The 22,194-nt window shown below is 45.5% G+C and carries 16 protein-coding genes and 1 pseudogene; 13 read left to right on the plus strand and 4 right to left on the minus strand.

Annotation, left to right across the window (positions count from 1 at the left end):
• The first annotated feature begins 134 nt into the window (after positions 1–134).
• Positions 135–1,562, plus strand: a complete 1,428-nt coding sequence (locus J2736_RS17725; protein WP_310499923.1) for an MDR family MFS transporter — start codon at positions 135–137, stop codon at positions 1,560–1,562.
• Between the two features lie 83 nt (positions 1,563–1,645).
• On the opposite strand, the gene J2736_RS17730 is transcribed toward J2736_RS17725, so the two are convergent.
• Complete coding sequence (locus tag J2736_RS17730) at positions 1,646–2,998, minus strand: MATE family efflux transporter (RefSeq protein WP_310500099.1); 1,353 nt, start codon at positions 2,996–2,998, stop codon at positions 1,646–1,648.
• Positions 2,999–3,141: 143 nt separating this feature from the next.
• Here J2736_RS17730 and J2736_RS17735 point away from each other — a divergent pair, with 143 nt between their 5' ends.
• Together J2736_RS17735 and trpB are read left to right on the plus strand one after the other, a co-directional pair.
• Positions 3,142–3,822, plus strand: a complete 681-nt coding sequence (locus tag J2736_RS17735) for a TetR/AcrR family transcriptional regulator (protein ID WP_310499924.1) — start codon at positions 3,142–3,144, stop codon at positions 3,820–3,822.
• A 363-nt stretch (positions 3,823–4,185) separates the two neighbouring features.
• A complete protein-coding gene (trpB, locus tag J2736_RS17740; RefSeq protein WP_310499925.1) occupies positions 4,186–5,346 on the plus strand; it encodes a tryptophan synthase subunit beta in 1,161 nt (386 codons plus the stop codon).
• A 61-nt stretch (positions 5,347–5,407) separates the two neighbouring features.
• Here the strand turns inward: trpB and J2736_RS17745 are convergent, their stop codons facing one another.
• Complete coding sequence (locus tag J2736_RS17745; protein WP_310499926.1) at positions 5,408–5,830, minus strand: hypothetical protein; 423 nt, start codon at positions 5,828–5,830, stop codon at positions 5,408–5,410.
• Positions 5,831–5,914: 84 nt separating this feature from the next.
• Here J2736_RS17745 and J2736_RS17750 point away from each other — a divergent pair.
• The 7 genes and pseudogenes from J2736_RS17750 to J2736_RS17780 all read left to right on the plus strand — a co-directional run bounded on the left by J2736_RS17750 (position 5,915) and on the right by J2736_RS17780 (position 14,371).
• Positions 5,915–6,596, plus strand: a pseudogene (locus J2736_RS17750) (response regulator transcription factor).
• Complete coding sequence (locus tag J2736_RS17755) at positions 6,589–7,941, plus strand: sensor histidine kinase (RefSeq protein WP_310499927.1); 1,353 nt, start codon at positions 6,589–6,591, stop codon at positions 7,939–7,941. Before J2736_RS17750 ends, J2736_RS17755 begins: the two are co-directional and overlap by 8 nt.
• Before the next feature lie 81 nt (positions 7,942–8,022).
• The gene (locus J2736_RS17760; RefSeq protein ID WP_310499928.1) at positions 8,023–9,609 is read left to right on the plus strand and encodes an efflux RND transporter permease subunit; all 1,587 of its coding nucleotides are present in this window, start codon (positions 8,023–8,025) and stop codon (positions 9,607–9,609) included.
• A gap of 186 nt (positions 9,610–9,795) precedes the next feature.
• On the plus strand, positions 9,796–11,445 hold the full coding sequence (locus J2736_RS17765) for a stalk domain-containing protein (RefSeq protein WP_310499929.1): 1,650 nt from the start codon (positions 9,796–9,798) through the stop codon (positions 11,443–11,445).
• Between the two features lie 102 nt (positions 11,446–11,547).
• The gene (locus tag J2736_RS17770; protein ID WP_310500100.1) at positions 11,548–12,012 is read left to right on the plus strand and encodes a phage tail protein; all 465 of its coding nucleotides are present in this window, start codon (positions 11,548–11,550) and stop codon (positions 12,010–12,012) included.
• Between the two features lie 118 nt (positions 12,013–12,130).
• On the plus strand, positions 12,131–12,400 hold the full coding sequence (locus J2736_RS17775; RefSeq protein ID WP_310499930.1) for a hypothetical protein: 270 nt from the start codon (positions 12,131–12,133) through the stop codon (positions 12,398–12,400).
• A 432-nt stretch (positions 12,401–12,832) separates the two neighbouring features.
• Positions 12,833–14,371, plus strand: coding sequence for a lytic polysaccharide monooxygenase (locus J2736_RS17780; protein WP_310499931.1), 1,539 nt, complete (start codon positions 12,833–12,835; stop codon positions 14,369–14,371).
• 169 nt (positions 14,372–14,540) lie between these two features.
• Here the strand turns inward: J2736_RS17780 and J2736_RS17785 are convergent, their stop codons facing one another.
• Positions 14,541–14,894, minus strand: coding sequence for a DoxX family protein (locus J2736_RS17785; protein WP_310499932.1), 354 nt, complete (start codon positions 14,892–14,894; stop codon positions 14,541–14,543).
• A 146-nt stretch (positions 14,895–15,040) separates the two neighbouring features.
• On the opposite strand from J2736_RS17785, the gene J2736_RS17790 reads away from it, so the two are divergent.
• Together J2736_RS17790 and J2736_RS17795 are read left to right on the plus strand one after the other, a co-directional pair.
• Positions 15,041–15,394, plus strand: coding sequence for a winged helix-turn-helix transcriptional regulator (locus J2736_RS17790; protein WP_310499933.1), 354 nt, complete (start codon positions 15,041–15,043; stop codon positions 15,392–15,394).
• A 24-nt stretch (positions 15,395–15,418) separates the two neighbouring features.
• On the plus strand, positions 15,419–16,360 hold the full coding sequence (locus tag J2736_RS17795; RefSeq protein ID WP_310499934.1) for a LysR family transcriptional regulator: 942 nt from the start codon (positions 15,419–15,421) through the stop codon (positions 16,358–16,360).
• Positions 16,361–16,378: 18 nt separating this feature from the next.
• On the opposite strand, the gene metE is transcribed toward J2736_RS17795, so the two are convergent.
• Complete coding sequence (gene metE / locus J2736_RS17800) at positions 16,379–18,649, minus strand: 5-methyltetrahydropteroyltriglutamate--homocysteine S-methyltransferase (RefSeq protein ID WP_310499935.1); 2,271 nt, start codon at positions 18,647–18,649, stop codon at positions 16,379–16,381.
• A gap of 210 nt (positions 18,650–18,859) precedes the next feature.
• Here metE and J2736_RS17805 point away from each other — a divergent pair, with 210 nt between their 5' ends.
• A complete protein-coding gene (locus tag J2736_RS17805; protein ID WP_310499936.1) occupies positions 18,860–22,024 on the plus strand; it encodes an ATP-binding cassette domain-containing protein in 3,165 nt (1,054 codons plus the stop codon).
• Positions 22,025–22,194 lie beyond the last annotated feature (170 nt).

Genomic DNA, 22,194 nt, shown 5'->3' on the forward strand with positions numbered 1-22,194 from the left:
CCGCGATGTAGTTCGTTCGATGATTCTAGGCTCTTATAAATAGTATATTGCATTTTCACGAGAAAGGTAATATGATTGTACTTAAATACGGTACGGTACGTACCGTACCTTAAATGAATGAGAGGTGGACAACAATGGCTAAAAGCCAAGCGGAGGCAATCAAGCGTCCTAAAGAAAAAATCGATCCTACTATTTTGAAAGTTGCACTTATTCTTGTTTTCGGAGCTATCGCTTCTCAGTTGGATTCAACAATGGTCAATGTGGCCATCAACACGCTCGCGTCAGATTTACACAGCACGGTGTCGGCGATTCAGTGGGTGATCACGGGTTATGTACTGACGATGGGGCTGGCGGTTCCTGTCTCGGGTTGGGCCATTCAGAGGTTCGGGGGGAAGAACGTGTATATGTTCTCCTTATGGGTGTTTCTCATCTCTTCAATTCTATGTTCCCTGGCGTGGAACACTGGCAGCCTGATCGGCTTTCGGTTAATACAGGGGATAGGAGCGGGACTGCTTATCCCGACAATGCAGAATGTACTTATTCAATCTGCGGGAGGCCGCAGCCTTGGCAGGCTGATTGCGATCATTAGTATTCCCGCGCTGCTCGGTCCGATTCTCGGTCCAGTCATCGGGGGACTGATTATGGATAACATGAGCTGGCGCTGGATCTTCTACGTGAACATTCCGATCATGTTGGTCGCACTTTGGCTGTCTTGGAGGCATATCCCGAAAGAGGAGCTTTCTAACAACAAGCAGAGACTTGACGTAACAGGGCTCCTTCTATTGTCTCCAGCATTTGCGGTTCTAATTTATGGCATCTCGAAGATTAGCTCACAAGGGGGACTAACCTCGGCGGGCGTGTTCGTTCCTCTGGCAGCAGGAGTTGTCCTACTGGCCGCGTATATCGTCTATGCCTTACGTTCGAGCCGAACCCCATTGGTCGATTTGCATTTATTCCGCTCACGGCATTTCTTGGCGTCGAACGTCACTTTGTTCCTCTCCGGCATGGTGATGAACGGAGCGCTTCTGTTGCTCCCGCTTTATTACGAGCAGGTACGGGGCGAAAGTGTGCTGATGACGGGGCTTCTTTTAATTCCCCAAGGGATAGGAATGCTGCTCACACGAAGCTGGATCGGAGGACTGGCGGATCGGGTTGGTTCGCGCAATATCGTGCTCGTCAGCCTTGCAGTGACGTTGGCGGCTAGTATACCATTCGCTTTCGCAGGAACGGATATGAGTCATTACCTGCTGGGTGCAGCGCAGCTTGTGCGGGGTGCGGCGTTGAATGGGATCCTGATTCCGATTATGGTTTCTGCGTATGAAGGGTTGCAGAAGGAACAAATTCCGCATGCAAGTATCTCAACACGGATCTTTCAGACAATCGGGGGTGCGTTCGGCGCAGCTATCTTAGCGACCGTTATCAGCCAACAGGCGACGAATGTAACGGGATCGAGCCTTACCTCACTAGCCCATGCGTATCAAGTAGCTTTCTGGTGGTCAGCCGGGTTTGCGGCGGTTTCCTTTATTCCCGCGATGTTCATGTCTAATCGAAAAAACAAATGATGTACAGAGATCTTTTCAGGAAAGAGACTGCAGACATAATACGTCTGCAGTCTCTTTAATTTGAGTAATGCCATTGCACTGACTTACTGCGCTAATTGTTCCAAATCCGGCTGTAATTTGTTCCGCAGCACATACAGCATAATGGCGCCAACAAGGAACGCGACGGCATCCGCAATGACAAGCGACCAGACAACCCCATGAAAGCCGCTTATACGATTGGCGATATACAACACAGGAATCAGAGTAATTCCTTGAATCACTGACATAACAAGCGCGGCGGTTCCTTGTGCGGTAGCTTGGAAAATCCCCGTAAACAATGCGGTTATTCCTGTAATAAACAAGGATAAGAACGTAACATGAAGAATATAGCTGCCCATTTCAATTAATTGCGGGTCGTTCGTAAATAAACCAATCAAGTGGTCAGAAATCAGATAAACGATGACGCCGAACACCGCGGCTAACGCCACAATGACTTTAATCGTAAATCCAATGGTTTGCTTCATGCGTAATTTATTCGCTGTAAAAGAGAAGGCAATCAGAGGCACGACGCCCTCACATAAGCCCATTAGAATAAATTCGGGAAATTGCAATAATCGTGATGAAATGCCAAAAGCCGCTGTAGCTTGATCCCCATATTCGATCAGAAAATGGTTTAAAATGAGTGACATTGCACCCAAGAAGATGCTCATAATAAACACGGGAACCCCGATTTTGAAAACATTGCTGAGAATATCCTTGGAAACCTTGAACCATTTTAGAGAGATGGATAAGAATTGGCTCTTATATCCCATATGAAGGGCGTAGAATATACTCGCAGCCAAGTTAGCTATGACGGTAGCGGAGGCAACGCCGATGATGCCCCAATGGAAGACAAAGATGACTAGCGCATCAAGAATAATGTTTACAACAACACTGAGAATCATGCCGATCATCGACGTAATTGCTGCGCCTTCCGAGCGTACAATATTCTCCAACGTGAAGAATAAGACGACAAAGGGTGAACCGATAAGCATAATCGTGACATAGTCCTTCGTAAAGCCGAAGGAATCAGGCGTTGCCCCCAGGCCATGGACGATTGAATTAATGAAGGGGAGGCTGACGGCCATCAAGATAAGTCCGAGTAAGAGACTGCCGAAAAATGCGAATGAAGACACATGCTTTACGTCATCATATTTTTTTTCTCCCAATAAACGAGAAATGAATGTACCGCTACCGATGCCAATCAAGTTACCAAGCGCCATTATGACCGCGAACAACGGCAAGGTTAGTGCGAGTGCGGTAAGCATGGAAGTGTTGTCGAGTGAGCCAAGGAAATAGGCATTCAAGATCGCATAGATGACGCTCATTGATGTGCCAAGCATCATGGGTATAGCGAAGTGAGCTACGGCTTTAGCGATCGGTGCTTTTTCAAAGTAATGGAGGTTTTCTGCATCCATGTAAGTCACCACTTTCTTCATATATTTTGTCTCTTATCTAACAGTGTTAGGTTGAACCTTACAGTGTTAGATGATATCATGAACGTACGAACCTGTAAAGCACAAACTTACACTGTTAGATAAATAATAAAGGATGGATACCGATGAAAAGGCAGCAACCGCAAATTTCGGAGGATAAGATTTTGGAGGCTTCGTGGGAGCTTCTGGGGGAGGAGGGCATCGAAAAATTCAGCATGAGACGATTAGCTGACCGGTTAGGAATTCAGGCTCCATCGCTGTATTGGTACTTCAAGAGTAAGCAAGATCTTTACCAGCGTCTGGCCAACCACGTATCGAAAATTATTCTGCAGGAGTTCCACTCCGAGGGGGACTGGAAAGAGCAGTTGGCAGGGCTCGCGGTAACGATTCGGAGTGTGCTTAGCCGATATCCTTGCTCCACGCAGCTCATGATGATGACGCTGCCCCACGAACCAGACATCATTCGATTCACCAACCGTATGCTGCTCTGCGTAGAATCGACGCCGCTTGAGCAAGAGCAGAAAATGCAAGTCGTTATCACGCTTGTTAACTACGTCTACTACTTCGTTCTGGATGCGTATCAGCATGAGCGGAATGTCTCTGCAATCATCAAAGACCAGGGAGCACCTCCGGGTGATGGGATGATCCGTCTTTTGGACGCCATGAGCGAGAAGGAAGCGGGACTGTTCCGAAGAATGTTCACGAACGGGCTGTTTAACATAATGGGGACGGACGTCGCGTTTGAGTTCGGCTTGAAGCTGATTTTGTTGGGGATTGAAGAGGTGATCAAGGAGCAGGAGAAGTAACCTCGTTCGCAAAATAGCATTGTGAAAACATCTTATTTATTAGATTAGAAGAGAATACGGGAGAATAACGCTATAAAATAGCGTTATTTCACCATAAATGGATAAATTTCACGCCATTTGGTCGAAATAGCGCTATTCCGTAATGCTATTATTCCGCAGAACATGTCTATCTATCAAATAGCGTTATGGCACACCCTTATTTGAACTCGCTTGTGACCGTACCTTTGCTAGGGGTAGACAACCTCCTCTGAAACCGACCTAGCTGACGCTAACCTAGCATTTTTAAAATACCAAATCAGCAAATTATGGTAAGATAGCAAAAGAAGTACCATTTCTATTTTAAATAATGGAGGCGCTTACTTTATGGAGCAACAATTGCAGCAAGAAGGATACTTTGGAGAGTTTGGCGGTAGCTTCGTCCCACCGGAATTGCAGGAAGTGTTGCGTTATTTGAGTGAGCAATTTGACAAGTTTAAAGATGACCCGGAGTTTAAGGAAGAGCTCAGCTATTATTTGCGCGAATATGTCGGTCGCGAGAATCCGCTGACGTATGCAGAGCGTCTAACCAAAGCTTGGGGAGGACCGAAGATATACTTAAAGCGTGAGGATCTGAATCATACTGGAGCGCATAAGATCAACAACGCAATCGGCCAAATTCTGCTCGCTAAGCGAATGGGCGCCAAGCGGATCATCGCGGAGACCGGAGCTGGACAGCATGGTGTTGCTACGGCAACGGCCTGCGCTATGTTTAATATGGACTGCGTCATCTACATGGGAGCTGAAGATACGCGTCGACAGTCGCTGAATGTGTTCCGAATGGAGCTGCTGGGCGCGACGGTTGTGCCGGTTCATAAAGGACAAGGACGATTGAAGGACGCAGTAGATGAGGCACTTGACGATTTAGTTCGCAATTATAAACATACATTTTATTTGCTCGGTTCCGCAGTGGGTCCGCATCCTTTTCCGACCATGGTTAAGCATTTTCAAGCCATTATTAGCGAAGAATCGAAGCGACAGATTGTGGAAAAAGAAGGGCGCTTGCCAGATGCGGTAGTGGCTTGCACAGGGGGCGGCAGTAATGCGATTGGTGCATTCGCTCACTATATCGATGAGCCGACTGTTCGCTTGATTGGCGTCGAACCCGATCAAGCGCCGTCCCTAACGCAGGGGGTTCCAAGCATCATTCACGGTTTTAAGTGCTTAGTTCTGCTGGATGAGGATGGGCAGCCGAAGAAGACCTATTCCATCGCCGCGGGACTTGATTATCCAGGCATTGGGCCGGAGCATAGCCATCTGAAAGTGACGGGCCGGGCAGAATATGCAACGGTCACTAATGAGGAAGTGCTGGCATCCTTCCAAGAACTGTCTCGCACGGAAGGCATTATTCCTGCGCTAGAAAGCGCGCATGCACTTGCATACGCGAAGAAACTGGCGCCAACAATGGGGCAGGATCACATTATTATTGTCAATTTGTCTGGTCGTGGAGATAAAGACGTCGAACAAGTGTATCAGATGCTCAAATAGCGTAACGGGCTGCGATTTTCGAATCGCGGCCCTTTTTTTGCGACAACACGCGTCCATATCTTTATTTAAAATAGGGCTCCAGAGCCTCCAGCCTTGGGAGTGATACGCCGAGTTTACGGGCGTCAGTCAGTACATCGACTGGAAAGTGGGCAAAGGATTCCCGCGAAATGTAAGCTGTGCGTTCCATTCTCTCCATGATGGCAGCAGGCACAGAGTTACCCCTCAAAACTTTGAACGCTGCATAGCCTAGGCCTAGCAGTCCAGCTGGCATTCGCATTGCAAGTGAAGTGCCGAAGCTGAGCTTGCCTCCCTTGGCGGCGATTAATGGAAGCATTTCACGCACCATGCCGGCATTCATTATGAAGTGGAACCAGTACCAGACACGTATATCTTTTTGCCAGGAAAAAGAAAATCCCGCTTGTCGAAAAAGCTCAGCGATGCGTTGATGTCTCATTGTAGAACCTGCAGACGTTTCGGTTTGCAAAAAACTCTCAGTTCAAACTCCGTACAAATTCCTCTGCTATAATGAGCCCATGAGAAGCATAATAGAACAAAGGATGCGGGACAATTGACGACAATTATGGTTGTTGACGATGAGAAACATATACGCGAACTGATTCGTTTGTATCTGGAAGACGAGGGTATGGAAGTCGTGGAGATGTCAAACGGCGCGGAAGCTTGGCTATATTACGTAGCATCCGGTCGATTTAATCGTACTTGATGTTATGATGCCCAAGATGGACGGGTGGGAGCTATGTCGCCGTCTGCGCGAAGCGGGAGACAGGCCTGTTCTTATGATTACCGCCAAAGGCGAGCCGCTCGACAGGATCAAAGGCTTCGAGCTCGGCACCGACGACTACATGGTCAAGCCATTCGAGCCGCTAGAGCTGGTCATGCGGGTGAAGGCGCTGCTCAAGCGGTATCGGATTTCGATCTCACAGACGGTTAAACTAGGCCGTGTACTGCTTGACAAGACGAGCTACGCAGTGCGCTATCGAGATACCAACGAGCAGGATACGATTCCGCTCAAGGAATTTGAACTGCTTTACGCGCTGGGCAGCCAGCCTGGCAAGTTGTTCACCAGAGATACGCTTATCGAGCAAATATGGGGATATGAGTACGAGGGCGATGAGCGGACGGTCGATACGCACATTAAGCGGTTGCGCGAGCGGTTTCAGGCCTACGAACAAGATTTTCGTATCGTGACGCTGCGGGGACTAGGTTACCGACTGGAGGTGTACCGTGATTAAATCGCTTTATGTACGCGTCGTCCTAACTTTTTTAGGAGCGGTTATTGTCAGCATGATGCTCGGCTTTTATTTGAACGACACCGATCAGATTCGTACTTACGCAGATGATAACATGACACAGACAGGCAAAAAGATCATCCAAGCCTATGTAGAGGCGTATCCCGAGAATACGGATACGATGCTGCATGGGCTTTCGGCATTTCCGCTCTATTCAATTCGATTGTTTGGCGTCGATGGCGGGTTGCGCTATGAGACAACTCTTGCATCGGGACAACCGCCAGAAATCCGCGCGGAAGACATCAAGCAAGTACTGCAAGGCGGCGTATTTAATCGTGATGAAGGAAGCGATGTGGGTAATCCTATGATTGGACTGCCTTTCATTGTCGACAACCAGCATTACGCGTTATTCGTCGCGATGAATTTTGAGGAGCTCGGAGTAATCTTTGGCCAAGTGCTTCGCAACGAGCTGTACATCATTCTCCTAATTGGCAGTGTGCTCATTGCGATCGCGGCTCGATATGTCGTTCGACCTCTGCAGCGGTTAACCCGCGCGACCAGCCTGATGGCGAAGGGTGATTTTAATGTGCAGCTGCATTCGAAGCGCAAAGACGAGATCGGTCAGCTGACGGATAGTTTCAACCGAATGGCTCGGGAGCTCGGTGCGTTCGAGAGTACTCGTAGACAATTTGTCTCCGATGTGTCGCACGAAATCCAGTCTCCGCTTACCTCGATCAAAGGCTTTACTCAAGCGCTTATACATAAAAAGATGGACGAGCCCAGCTGCCTGCGTCTGCTCGGCATTATCGCGGAGGAGAGCAATCGGCTGTCGCGGCTCAGCGAGGATTTGTTGCAGCTCTCTTCGCTTGAATACGAGCATTTGAAGCTGAATGTAACTAACTACCGGCTGGATGAGCAACTACGTGGCGTGATTATTACTCTTGAGCCGCAGTGGTCGATCAAGTCGCTCGATGTTTCGCTTGAAGCGGAGGGACTATGGCTGTCGGCAGACAAGGATAAGCTGAACCAGCTCTGGATTAACCTACTTGGCAATGCCATGAAGTTCACGGAAGCAGGTGGACGCGTATCGGTTAAGGTACGTGACCTCGGCGAATTCGTGCTGACCACGATTGCGGATAGCGGGCAGGGAATCCCGGAAGGGGAACTCGACCATATTTTTAAACCTTTTTATAAGGTGGACAAATCTAGAGACCGTGAGATTCAGGGCAACGGTGTCGGTCTGTCGATCGTGAAGCGAATTATCGATCTTCATAACGGGGAGATTGGCGTCGCTAGCCACGTCGGAGAAGGCACGACGATTACCGTGCGACTGCCGAAGCAACCGTAGATCTACCTTTTTTCTCCCGTACACAGTCCGTACGAATTCGTGCGATATACTCCAATCAGATCAAGGAGAGGAGAATCGCAAGTGAATGGATTAACGAGATTAAGTTTAAAAAACGGTGTCGCTGTCGTCATTTTATGTTTGCTCGTGCTCGGGTATGGTGTGTACGCGACGACCCAAATCAAGCAGCAGACGTTCCCGAATATCGAGCTTCCGGCTGTATTTGTCCAAGCGATCCAGCCAGGTGCCTCGACAGAGGAGATTGAGTCGGGCATTACATCCCAATTAGAGGATAGTCTGAAAAGCATACAAGGCTACGATTCGCTCACAAGTACATCGACGGAGAACGCCGCGAATATTATCATCCAGTTCCCGTTCGGCTCAGATATGAAGAAGAAGACGACCGACGTTGAAGCAGCCGTAAACAAGGTGAAATTGCCAGATCGTGAGGAGCATAACGTTCAGCGCCTGTCCCTCGACGGTGATCCGAACTTTAAAGCAGCGGTATTTTCGAAGGGCGAGAATGCGGCAGCCATGCAGAAAAAGTTGGAGATGGAAATCGTACCGAAGCTGAAACGGTTGGCAGGGGTCAGTTCTGTTGAACTGACGGGGACGAGTACCGAGACGCTTAGCATCGTTGTTGACAAAAGTAAGGCAGCTGAGCGCGGCATATCCCTAGGTGCCATTCAGTCAGAGCTAGAAGAACAGAACTATGCGCTCTCTCTTGGCTCCGTGACGCAGGATAAGACGACGATTCCGATTCGGTTGACGGGTCAAGTTACTGCGCGCAAACAATTGGAGAATCTGCGTATCCATCCTGCACAAGATGGACCCGGTTCTGGATCTGGGCCTAAATCTGAACCTGAAGCGAATGCCCCGGTAACATTGCTGTCGGATATCGCGACCATTACGTCGGAGACGAAGCATGATCAGATCGCGCGATTTGATGGCGAACCTAGCTTAATTTTGGGTGTTTTTAATACGCAGGACGCGAATACGGCTGAAGTATCGGATGCCGTTAAAGAGACATTAGCTAACTATAAGTCGCAAGGTATTGACTTCCATGTTATCTCGGACCAAGGTGAGGAAATTAAGGAGTCGGTCTCAGGGCTCGTTCGCGAAGGCCTGTACGGTACGCTGTTCTGCGTACTAATCATATTCTTGTTCTTACGTAATGTGCGGGCAACGATTATCTCTATCGTATCGCTCCCGATTTCAATTTTCGCAACAATTGCCATTATGAATCAAATGGGGTACACGCTTAACATCATGACATTAGGCGGTATCGCCGTCTCGATTGGACGAATCGTGGACGACAGCATTGTCGTCATCGAGAATATGTATAGATGGAAGAAAGAGAATGGCGACCAACTGAAGGGCAAGGAGCTGGCTTACAAAGCTACTCATGAAGTCATCAGTGCGGTTGGCTCATCCACCGTCGAAGCGTCCAAAACACGCCTTCGTCCGATTCTGATGACGGCGTTCGCGACGATGCTGGCACTTTTACCACTCGCACTTTCGGACTCAACAACAAGCTTGATCTCTGGCGGTTTAGCGATTACCGTCATCGGCGGCTTGTTCACGTCGACGCTGCTTACGCTGGTTGTCTTGCCTGTTATCTATGAACTAGCCTGGAAAAAGCGGAAAGTAAAGCTGGAAGAGACATTTTAAAGTTATTTTTCTTATTAAGTAGAAGGTCTTCCTAAGTAGGAAGGCCTTTTTCTTTTCTTAAGTAAATAGAGAAATATGTTAAAGATGAAGGAAATCGGTCGAAAAATAGCGAAAGTTAATATTTGGTAGGTTTAGGAATTGTTGAAGTTTACAACGTTATGACAATCACACAGGGGGAACAAGTCAATGGTAATCGGAAAAAGGTTTTTAAAAGTGCTGCTTGGTCTTTTTATAGCAGTTTCAGGGCTCTTGATAGCTCAGCCACAAGCTGAGGCGGCATCCTATTCTTCGTATTGGTATCCACAAGGAAAAGTGGGATTAATGAAACCAACGATTGTGCTTGAAATTATGAAAACCGATATCACACCTGAATTCAAAAGTTTTACAATGAAAATCGATCAAGTAAAAGTGGATGCGCACTGGGATATGGGTAGAATGATCATGTCGTATACGCCATCCACTGATTTAAAAGTGGGAGAGCATACAGTTAATATTGTCATGGAGCTCAAAGATGATAGCTATTTACCACTTGAGAGAAGTTGGACATTTAGTGTTGACGAAAAAGCAATTGCTGATCTGCCTTCCACGCCTACGGCCCAGCAATTAGAAGGCATTAAGGCGATAAACGATTATAGAGTCATTCATGGTTTGAATCCACTTACCTTTAACAAGAATCTTACCTATGCGGCAAAGCTGCATGCGCAATATTTGGAAACGAACAAGGTCGTCGAAACAGGGGTATCGATGCACGAAGAAAATAGTAAACCCCCGGGTTACATCGGCAGTAAACTATACGAGCGCGGTCTATACGCAGGTTACGCGGGTTACTTTTCAGAAGACGTATCTTACAATGGAAGCTCGAAAGTAGCGATCACACAAGCGATAGATGGTCTTTTCGATGCTCCTTATCACCGGACTCCGTTCTTAACGCTGGATGCCGTAGAGATTGGTCTCGACAAACAAGGTGATTATACTGTTATTGAATTTGGACTTACGAATGAATGGAATTCACGATTAGTCGTTTCTCCGGCTCCTGGTGATCCTTATGTTCCAATTAATTTTGATGGTCATGAGACGCCTGACCCGATACGCAACCATTCCGGTACGAAGTATCCTGTCGGTTATCCGATCATGGCACAGCTATCAGGTAGATTTGTAAGAGATGTCAAATTAGTAGAATCCAAACTGACCAATAGTACAGGCAAGAGCGTGGAGCTATTGCTGAATACGCCGGTTGATGATGATCATCTGCAGACCGAGGTTATGTTGATTCCGACCAAGCCGCTCTCACCGGATACCGTTTACACGGCATACGTCAGATTATCCGTTATTGAAGATAATAAACCCAAAATCTATGAAAAGAAGTGGGAATTTCGTACGGAGCCTATTGCGTATTTAGGGAAAAATAAATTACATGGTGATTCTTTACAGTATTTTAAGAAAATGAGCGAACCTAGCAAGTTACAGCATGTGGTTTCTTTTGGACTAACCGATAATAAATTCATCTTGGATGATGTTAAAGTACCAATGAAGCAAAAGCCTATCATTAAAGAGGGAAGCTCTTACCTTTGGATTAGAGATTTAGCAGGGGCACTCGGCGCATCGGTAGAATGGGATGATACTCAGAAAGCCGCCATATACACAAAACAAGGCAGAACCATCACACTTTTTACAGCTAAAAGTGCTTATATGCTAAATGGTGTAGAAGTGACAACGGACTCCCCGGCTATTTTGGACAACGATTCTACGATTATTCCAGTGAGACTGTTATCTGAGGTGCTTGGCGCTAAGGTAGAATTTGATGAACATACACGGACAGTAAAAATTAGCTACTAACTTAATTTGTGGTATCGTAAATAACGCAAGTCATTTTATGATCGTCATATTTTGGTATACTAGTAGTAGATAAGAAATATGGTGAGAAAACGAGGGATGGAAATGTCGTATATCGTTGATTTTAAAAATGTGTCCACGGTTGGTCTTGAATCTTCGCCTGTAGCTGAAGCACTTGCTGGTTTACGAGCGAATGAAGCCCGTTATTTTATGAACAAGTATAAGCATGAATTTACAGTTGTACCTGCTAGTGAGAGTCAGGAGAGCCTTGACTATGCCAACCAAATTTTGAAAGAACGTGATATTCAGTTTGCGGCCAAACCGTTAGAAACGTCTCGTTTTCAAGTGGAAAACATTCAATTTACCTACGTATTTTACGAGGATGGTCTTTCCATTAATGTGATGTACACGGTGGATGACCCGAAGAAGCGGGCTGTTGGTTTCAAGCTCTCTGAGGGGATGGAGATACCGAAAGAGTTAGAAACGAAGTTTAAGTTTGCTAGGCAGAAGTCTAAACTCGCTGGCACCATTCGGGGCTCATTTTTCGTCATTAAGGGTCAATATGAGTAAGCTTTCGTAATATGTTAGCGTACAAGATACAAGCCTCTATTCCGAGTTACGGAGTGGAGGCATCCTTTATTTGTAAATTAGTGCTATACTAAGAGATATTTCAAATAAGGAGCTCACAATGACCATAAAAACAATCATTCAGGCATTCCTATTCTCTCTATTGTTGCATCTCTGCTATATGGCTTTTCAAATTATCAGCGGTATCCTAATAACGACTCGTTATAAGCCTAACATTACAGCCCATTTAACTTCTACGTACCCGGAAAGTACGATAGCCTTTGGAGTCAAGAACACCACCAGCCCCTTAACGATCGTAGTAACGATGGTGTTAGGTATGGTTCTATTCGCTGCTGCAAAGTATGTCCTAGTAAAGGTTAGGAAGGCCTAAATTTTAAAATAAACGCATACGAAAGAGACCGTTGATTGTGGACGGTCTCTTTTCTATTAGTAGCTTCATACGACAAAAAAGGCAGATAAAATCAACTCTTTAACCATCGCATGAGGGACCACAGACATAGATAAAGCTTGGCTAATGGAAGTGGTTAATTAGAAATGGTAGGATAACGGGCTCAACATACGGAGCGCCAATAGATGATATCGGCCTATTTTATAAGAGAGGTAATACCGAAATGTACAGTAGTTTTTAATAAAAAAATAGAAAAATATGGGTCAAGTGTCATGCTTTTTAGTAATTATGTCTTTTTTATACGACATGCAGTGGCAGCAAATACCCCCTAGGTCTTTTGAAACTGGTTAAACGCTTATGAACTGGCTAAGATTGGAAACTATAATCCTATTACAGAATGCGAGGAAAATCGACATGGTCATTACGCAACAATCCGTATGGGGAAAGTTGGGGTTAAGCTCCCGCTCATTTAAGCTTGCACTTCTACTTGGGTTCATGCTAGTAGTGCTGGCTTGCACATTTGCCTTCTCGAGTAAAGCTTCTGCTCATGGCTACATCGAATCGCCAGCTAGTCGTACGCTACTATGCCAGCAAGGGACGAACAAGTCTTGTGGTGCTATTCAGTACGAACCGCAAAGTGCGGAAGGCAAAGGAGGATTCCCAGCATCGGGGCCGGTAGACGGTCAGATTGCGGGAGCGGGCAAATATACAGAGTTGGATGCACAGACAGCTGATCGTTGGAAGAAAGTCGAAATGAAAGGTGGCCAAAATTCGTTTACCTGGAAATTCACAGCGAATCACCTGACGAAGGAATGGAAATATTACATAACCAAAATTGGCTGGGACCCGAATAAGCCGCTTACGCGCGACCAATTGGAATCAAAACCTTTCTGCACGGTGGATGGCTATAATATGAAGCCTGACATGACAGTAACGCATAAATGTAACGTGCCGACAGACCGAACTGGTTATTATATCATTTTAGGCGTATGGGAGATTGGTGATACGGGCAATGCCTTCTATCAGGCAGTTGACGTCAATTTGACTCAAGGCGGCAGCACGACGCCACCAGATCCAGAGCCGCCATTTGTGCTGCCGAACTTCCCAGCGAGTGCTTGGTGTTCTACGCATACAGAGAGCACCATAACGATGGAGTGGACAGCTTCAACGGCTTCAGCAGGGATTAAGCAATATGAAATCAGTCGGAATGGCAGCGTAGTAGGTACAACGACGAAAACCGCATATACCGATACCGGGCTGCCAGCAAATTCGACATTTGCTTATACGTTGGTAGCGGTGGATAACGCGGGTAACCGTTCGGCTTCTAGCCCAGCTGTAACGGCAAGCACGCTGCCTGCGGTGGTAATCCCGACGCCAGATAAGGAGGCACCATCGCGGCCTACGGGTGTAGCCGCCAGTAACGTAACAGAATCGGCAGCTACACTAAGTTGGTCAGCTGCTGTGGACAATGTCGGCGTAACGAAGTACGAGGTATATCGTGACGGCAAGTTAATCAGCACAACGGCTTCAAGGTCGTATGCAGACAGCGGCCTAAACGCATCAACCGCATACGCGTATACGGTAATTGCTTTGGATGCGGCCAACAATCGTTCCACGGCAAGCGCTTCACTGACCGTTACAACGAAGTCAGCAACAGTTACGCCACCAGTTCAGGGAACGACATGGGACAGCGCCAAGATTTATTTGGCGGGTGACAAAGTCACTTTCAACGGCATTGAATATGCAGCCGGATGGTGGACCAAAGGTGAACAACCAGATACATCAGATGTTTGGAAGGCTGTTGCCAAAGACGCCGTTCTGACTTGGAACAATGTGAAAGCCTACAATGGCGGCGATAAAGTCGTATATGCAGGGCACACGTATCAAGCGAAATGGTGGACCAAAGGTGAGATCCCAGGTAAAGCTGGGGTATGGTCACTGATCAACGAATAGAAGCCAACCCTCTATCCACATGTGGATAGAGGGTTTTTGCTAGTTATACACAGTTTGAGCACAAACATTGTGCGCAAGCAAGCAACTGTCAGCAACAACAACGCCCTTGAGCACAATTTTTCAGCAGTGACGCTGCATTCTCCGCCCGCAATCCGATGTCTGTACCCTTTTAAAACCGACCAATAGCAACTAGTAAAGCTAACGCGAAGAAGATAACGTTCACGCCTATGTCTCGATACTCTTTACGAGCAATATGGAAGAGAGCGCCGAGCAGAACGACAGCGGCAAGTGCAGTTGCAGCAATCGGTGTCCAAACGGGTGCGATATTCGTCGCTTGCGGCAGAATGAGTCCAACTGCCCCGATCAATTCAGCTAGCCCGATAAAGACGACGAATGCTTTTGGAACGTCTTTTACCCATCCCCAAGATGCGCTGGCTTTGTCATACTGAAACGCCTTCAACCAGCCAGAATAAACAAACCCAAACGCTGCTAGTCCTTGAATGATCCATATGGTGATATGCATGCTAGGTTTCAACCTCCTGACTATGTATGGGCTATCTACTAATGGTATAGTAGACCCTAGGAATCCATTCAAGCAAGTAGGCACTTTATCTAGACTGAGTAACGAAAAAGTTACCTAACCATGCAACGGGAAGTGGGAGGAGTTCAATGAAAGAGTATTGTAAATTTGAATCAGCGCTAAGTATCCTGGTAGGAAAATGGAAGCCTGTCATATTACTTCAGCTTATTTCAAACGGCACAATGAGATTCAGCGAGCTTCAAAAGTCGATACCAGACATCAACAAGAAGATGCTTACCCAACAACTCAGAGAGCTCGAATATAACGATATCGTGCATCGTGAGGTTTACAATCAAGTCCCTCCCAAAGTAGAGTATTCCATTTCCGAATATGGCAAAGGTTTAAGCGCGGTGTTACAGCCATTGAACGATTGGGGCGCTACCCATATTGCGCATATGAATGCGTTATACGGAGAAGATCGTGCAGGGAATGAATCGAAGTAAATGATGCGCTAAGGACGGATAATCATGACATTGCAGCAGTTAAAATATATACTGACCATTGTGAATTGTGGTTCTATCAGTGAGGCTGCCAAGCAGCTTTTCATCTCTCAGCCAAGTCTGTCTAGTGCGGTAAAAGAAATCGAGCAGGAAATCGGCGTTGATATTTTTCTGCGTTCATCCAAGGGAATTGCCCTGTCGAATGAAGGGGCAGAATTTCTATCCTATGCTCGGCAGGTCGTAGAGCAAGCAGAGCTCCTTGAGCAAAGGTATATGAATAAAAAACCTTCCAAAAAGTTATGCTCAATCTCTACACAGCATTATGCTTTCTCGGTTCAAGCGTTTGTCAGTTTACTGAAAGGCTTGAACACGAATGAGTACGAATGTACGTTGCGCGAAACAAGAACGCATGAAATTATTGAAGATGTGCGCAATATGCGCAGCGAGCTTGGCATTCTCTATCTCAATGATTTTAACCAGAAAGTTATTCAGAAGATGTTGAAAGAAAATGGCTTACAATTCCACCCGCTTTTCGTGGCGGAACCTCATGTGTTCATTAGCTCGGAGCATCCACTTGCGGCGAAGTCGATACTGGAAATCGAAGATTTGGATGAGTTTCCGTGTTTAGCTTTTGAACAAGGGGAATTTAATTCCTTCTACTTCTCAGAGGAAATCTTAAGCACCAGGACGCATAAGAAGAAAATCTTAGTTAGTGATCGTGCGACGTTATTCAATCTCCTCATTGGGTTAAATGGCTATACAATCAGCTCTGGCGTACTGAATTCAGACTTGAATGGCGAGCAGATTAAATCAGTGCGCTTGCGTACGGATGAGCATATGCAGATTGGATACATCACGAATAAAAAGGTCACGCTGAGCCTGCTGGCCGATGATTATGTTCGGAAGCTGAAAAGTGTCATTTCAGATTTTGGCTATACGATTATAAGCCAAGAGGATGAACTCGGCTGAGTTCATCCTCTCTAGGTACTATAGCGTCGCTCTTACTTCCTTCGCTGCTTGAACCAATTGTTCCAAGCTAGCCCAAGTCTCTTTGTCGCCGCGCGTTTTAAGTCCGCAATCGGGATTGACCCACAACTTCGCGATATCAATTTTCTCCAACATGCGATTCAGTCCCAGCTTGATCTCTTCTACACTTGGAATACGTGGAGAGTGAATATCGTACACCCCTGGACCGACCTCTGTTTGGAACCCGCATTCATTAATGACGTCGATAATTGCAAGGTCTGATCTGGACGCTTCGAATGTAATGACATCTGCATCCATGGCATCAATATCGCGAATAATATCGCTGAATTGGCTATAACACATGTGGGTATGAATTTGCGTTTCGGCTTGAACACCACTGTGCACCAAACGGAATGCAGGGATTGCCCAGCTCAGATATTCACTCTGCCAATCAGACTTTCTTAGTGGCAATTTTTCTCGTAAGGCTGCCTCATCAATTTGAATAATTTCAATTTGGTTCGCTTCTAGGTCTAGTACCTCATCACGAATTGCCAGCGCAATCTGGAAGGCACTATCCTTGAGGCTGATATCCTCACGAGGGAAGGACCAGTTTAGAATCGTTACAGGGCCTGTTAACATCCCTTTAAGTGGCTTGTTAGTCAAGCTTTTGGCATAAGCTGAATATTCAACGGTCATCGGTTTGGAACGAGAAATATCTCCCCATACAATCGGCGGCTTTACACATCTTGTGCCATAGGATTGCACCCATGCCTTCTCAGTGAACATGAATCCATCCAAGCTCTCGCCAAAATATTCAACCATATCATTGCGTTCAAATTCACCATGAACGAGAACATCAAGCCCAATTTCCTCTTGGCGTGCGATGCATGCTGCAATTTTTTCAAAATTAAACTGCTTATACTGCTCCTCGCTAATTTCGCCTTTCTTAAAAGCAAAGCGATTCGCCCGAACCTCGGCCGTCTGCGGGAAGGAGCCGATCGTTGTAGTCGGCAGCAACGGCAAATTGAATCTCGCTTTCTGAATCGTTTCTCGCTCACTAAAGGCAGGCAGCCTAGTAAAGTCGGCTTCCGTTAAAGCGGCTGCTTTCGCCTGTACAGCTTCATTATTCGTAAATCGAGCGCTGCTGAATAATTCCTCATTTTGCAAATAGCGTATAGCGGCATAAGGATCTGCTTGAGCGCCAATTACTTTCAGATGTGCGAATTCTTGCAGTTTTTCCTCTGCGAATGCCAGGTAACGTTTGGACGCATCCGACAATTTCGTTTCATGCTGCAAGGTGTATGGAACATGCAGAAGCGAGCAGGAGGAGCTAAGCACGATATGCTTCACATGTGCGCTTAATTCTTGAAGAACCCCGAGCGTTCGTTTGTATTGATTTTTCCAAATGTTTTTACCATTTACTAGGCCAGCAAACAGCACCTTATCGTCTGAAAACCCATATTGCTTCACAAGCTCCAGCGATTGTTTACCCTCAATAAAATCGATGCCAATCCCGTCGAATGGGAGTGCTTGAAGCGTTGGATAGCAGTCGCGAATATCGCCAAAGTAGGTTTGAACGAGCACCTTAACGTTTCCTTTGGCAGATAAAATACGGTCATATAGCTGCGTGAACAGCGCGATATCCTCTGGGGATAGATCAGTGACTAATGCTGGCTCCTCAAGTTGAACCCACGCTGCGCCAAGCTCATTCAACTGCTCCAATGTAGCGGCATAGGCCTCTGCGGCGTCATGGACAAAGTCATTGGCTTGTTTGACACCTGTGTACTTAGCTAGCTTAAGCAGGGTAAAGGGACCAATAACAACGGGTTTCGTCACAATATCTTGCTGCTTTGCTTCTAATAACTCATCGAACAGCTTCGTTCCAGCTAAGCGAATGCTAGTAGAATCCGTTATTTCAGGAACCATATAGTGATAGTTGGTATTAAACCATTTTTTCATCGCTAATGCTTTTACATCGCCTTGTGCGCCTTGATACCCTCTAGCCATAGCAAAATAGGTCTCTAACGAGCTAAGACCAAGCGCTTGATAGCGCCCTGGAATGATATTGAATAAGCAAGCTGTATCGAGTAAACCGTCATAGAAGGAGAAATCATTGGAGGGAATGTAATCAATGCCATTCTCTTGTTGGATTTTCCAGTGTGCTGCTCGCAGGTTGGCGCCTGTCTGGTGGAGTTCATCAATCGAAATCTCCCCTTTAAAGTAGTTCTCGGATGCAAATTTAAGCTCTCGCAAGGCCCCGACTCTCGGATAGCCAATAATGGATGTTTGCAATGGTAACAGCTCCCTACGCTTCATTTTGATCTAAGTATAGGGTGAAAAGTTAGCTATAGAGAAATACATAAATACTATGCTAAGGTATAGTTTTTTTATATGGGAAGCTATAAACCTATCAATTATAGAACCGAAAAAAAATGAATGTAATATTTTAACTCTATGCTAACATGGAAATAATAGGTTTATAAGAAGAGAGAGGACGTACTTATGCAAATTAAACAATTAATTTCAAACAATATTCATCTATTAGATGCGGCCCTACCGGTTGATAAATCTTTAGGAATTGCGGGGTTATCCGGATCCGGTAAAACAACTTTTTGTCAGACGATAGGCGAAGAATCCAAGAAACGTCTCGTTTCATTATTGCCTAAGGCGGAGTATCAGTATTTATTTCCCGATATTATGGAGACCAATTTTAGTGCCATCAAGATGGAAGACATGCCATTAGTTCTTTTTCTCGGAAAATCATCCATTTCATCCAACCCGCGTTCAACCATTGGTACGCATACCGGCGTGTTTAAAGAAATTCGCGAGCGTATCGCTGAAAAGTTTGATCTTTCTCCAGAAGTGTTTTCCTTTAATAATCCCCTAGGCTGGTGTCCCGATTGTAAAGGGCGCAGCACGACCCAGAATGTCGAATGTCCCAAGTGTCAAGGGAATCGCTACAACCCAGAAGTTGAACAATATAAGCTGGAATTATTGAATAAACCGCATAGCATATCTGATATCAACCGTCTAAGTATTGAAACCATTCTTTCTCTATCCGAGGAACTACGCATCAGTGAAGGCAAGCAGCATATTCTCCAAAATATCATCCATATGAATATTGGTTATTTATCCTTGAATCGTATCATGGGTACATTGTCAGGTGGGGAGATCACACGGCTTTACTTGGCAGAATTCATGGCAACCAGTGAAAATACGGTTATTATCATTGATGAAATCTCGGTGGGTCTCGATCACGAAACGCTATTGAAAATCTTAGAACAGATTAAACAACTAGGGATGAAGAATCAGATTTGGCTAATCGATCATTCGGATACGGTGCTAGACACGACAGATGATCAATTGTTCTTCGGTCCTGGCAGCGGCAAATACGGTGGGAAAATCGTGGAGGAATCACCTCGTCCGGCACCAATCATTTCAGAGCGAAATGAAGCCGTACCAACAGAATATTACCAATTCCAAGATCTGTACTGTCGTAATATTCAAATGGCGAACATTGAGATTCCCAAGAATAGACTTGTGACTTTTACAGGTGAGTCGGGATGTGGGAAATCTACGCTTGTTAATGAGTGTATCGTGAAAGATTTTCAGAAGCGTTATCCCAAAGATAAGCTGGTCGTGGTGGGGCAGGATCGCAACCAATCCATTTCTAGTCGTTCAACCGTTGCAACCTTTCTGGATATTAAAAAGAAACTGACGAAATATAGCGAGGAAATTGATGATATTTTCCAACGCTCCATCGAAGATATTATTGAAGAATTGCCGAACGAAGACATCGCGCATAAGCGGTTAAGCCTATTGATTAAGCTTGGACTTGGTTATTTGACATTAGAAAGAAAAACACAGTCCTTGTCGACGGGTGAATTTCAGTGTGTCCATTTAGTTTCAGAGCTGTTTGCCAATACAAGGAACCCGCATATGCTGTTTATTTTCGACGAGCCTTCCAAAGGTTTATCCCAAAATATTCTCAACCAGTTCATTGATAGTGTTAGGGACATTCTGGAGGATGAATCGGTCTCGATCCTAATGATTGAACATAATGCTTATATGCTAGAGAGCTCTGATTTTATTGTTGATTTTGGAAAAAGACATCTTGAACCCGTACAACATTTGGATGTTGTCCCTCATGAGGACTATTATCGTCGTAAAAGTACGGAAGTGCATACGACGCCAGCGCCTATTTCTTCCACACTTCAGCCACAAGCAGGTATTCAATATGTGCAGGAAGATCAGATCGCGTATTTCAAAAAGTCGGAAAATATCTATAAAGGTGGCATTTTAAAAAGTTTATCGCCAATCGCCCGTGTGATCTATGGGGAATATGAATCCGAGAAAATTGCCCCTGTTATCGCGATTGATCTTGAACGACATCTCTATAGTCAGTACAGTTTTCTCTACGAAATCGGTGGACTGATCAACCATATTGTGGCTGCTCACCCGACGAATAAAGATACAAGCAGCTTTGATTTCTATTATCAAGATAATCATTGTCCGAGCTGTTCGGGGCGTCGTGTGATTGAACGATTCGATATGGGTGTACTTATTCAAGACACAACAGTCCCATTCTGGGATGGGATGCTGCTTCCGGAAGTGATGGATGTCCTAAAATACTACCAGCATGCCAAATTGCACTTCCTTTTCGAAGAAATTAAGAATGAGCTTGGCCATGATATGAGTAAAAGCTATAACGAGATGTCGGAAGCCGAGAAGCATACGTTCCTATATGGCTATTGGGAAAAGTCATTCTATGATAAAGCCGGGAAGGCTTCGAGATCCTGGGAAGGATTTAACCTCATCCTTGGACGGTACATGGTGATTTCGAAGAATCTGCCACTGAAAGAGGTTATGAAAGCCTCCAAAGAAGTGATTAGCTGCCCCGTGTGCCATGGAACTGTGCTAAAACATCATAAGAAGCTTAAGTTTGGTGGTACGGATATTCGCGAGATTATTCAGATGCCGATTGATCAGGTCATACAAACCGTAGGGAAGCTGCCAGTGTTAGAAAAGTTAAAGTCGATTGTTGGCGGCGAGCTTGCACTTTCAGAAGAAGTCTCCTTACTACCAAGGGAAACACAGGTTGCCTTAAAAATGTTTGAACTGGAGCAAGCAAGCTTCGTGGGTTATGAAGTGGTGTTACAAAATGCTGTACCTTTTTGGGCGAAGATTAAAGGTAATCTCGAGGCGATCAGCAGGAAAAATGTGATCAGCATCTGTGATTTTGCCAATATTGATGAAACAAGAGAGAGCATTATTGATAAATATTTCACCAATGGGAAATATAAAAAGCTAACTTATGTCTACGAAGCGTTCGGTTACAGTAAAATTGTTACGCAAATCAATAAAATCAAGGCAAGCCATCCATGCCCATTCTGTGGCGGTAAGCGAGTCATTTCGGAAGATGGACTCCATGATGGCGTTCAGAAATTGGCGGTGCCTTGTGTAAGTTGTTATGTAAGTGGCATCAATGATGAGGGACGTAAGGAAATTGTCGAGGGTATCGATGTACAAACTTGGCTAACAGGTAAAGTCAGAGATGTTGTCGCGGCGAGCGCACGGACAGAAGAAGTGGCGGATATTCCGATTTTCAATCGTATCCGTGAGTTGAATAAACAAGATATGATGGCCGTTTATCATAGTTTGAAGTGATGTAAGCGAAATGTAATCATAGAGCACTGACCTTAGGGTTAGTGCTTTTTTGCTGCATCTAAAGTTTAAAGTTCAAACGTTAACTCACTAAACTTTACCTTTTAAACTCTAAACTTTAAACGTTAAACTTCACTTCCTTCTCCAAATCAGAAATGTTAAAAATTCCTAAT

Source organism: Paenibacillus qinlingensis (assembly GCF_031455095.1).
Taxonomy (GTDB): domain Bacteria; phylum Bacillota; class Bacilli; order Paenibacillales; family NBRC-103111; genus Paenibacillus_E; species Paenibacillus_E qinlingensis_A.

Bases quoted from the DNA above. Each gene is read 5' to 3' on its own strand.
- J2736_RS17805 (WP_310499936.1), top strand. From the start codon at position 18,860: ATGCAAATTAAACAATTAATTTCAAACAATATTCATCTATTAGATGCG.
- J2736_RS17765 (WP_310499929.1), top strand. From the start codon at position 9,796: ATGGTAATCGGAAAAAGGTTTTTAAAAGTGCTGCTTGGTCTTTTTATA.
- J2736_RS17730 (WP_310500099.1), bottom strand. From the start codon at position 2,998: ATGGATGCAGAAAACCTCCATTACTTTGAAAAAGCACCGATCGCTAAA.
- J2736_RS17780 (WP_310499931.1), top strand. From the start codon at position 12,833: ATGGTCATTACGCAACAATCCGTATGGGGAAAGTTGGGGTTAAGCTCC.
- J2736_RS17725 (WP_310499923.1), top strand. From the start codon at position 135: ATGGCTAAAAGCCAAGCGGAGGCAATCAAGCGTCCTAAAGAAAAAATC.
- J2736_RS17770 (WP_310500100.1), top strand. From the start codon at position 11,548: ATGTCGTATATCGTTGATTTTAAAAATGTGTCCACGGTTGGTCTTGAA.
- J2736_RS17790 (WP_310499933.1), top strand. From the start codon at position 15,041: ATGAAAGAGTATTGTAAATTTGAATCAGCGCTAAGTATCCTGGTAGGA.
- J2736_RS17795 (WP_310499934.1), top strand. From the start codon at position 15,419: ATGACATTGCAGCAGTTAAAATATATACTGACCATTGTGAATTGTGGT.
- J2736_RS17735 (WP_310499924.1), top strand. From the start codon at position 3,142: ATGAAAAGGCAGCAACCGCAAATTTCGGAGGATAAGATTTTGGAGGCT.
- trpB (WP_310499925.1), top strand. From the start codon at position 4,186: ATGGAGCAACAATTGCAGCAAGAAGGATACTTTGGAGAGTTTGGCGGT.
- J2736_RS17785 (WP_310499932.1), bottom strand. From the start codon at position 14,894: ATGCATATCACCATATGGATCATTCAAGGACTAGCAGCGTTTGGGTTT.
- J2736_RS17775 (WP_310499930.1), top strand. From the start codon at position 12,131: ATGACCATAAAAACAATCATTCAGGCATTCCTATTCTCTCTATTGTTG.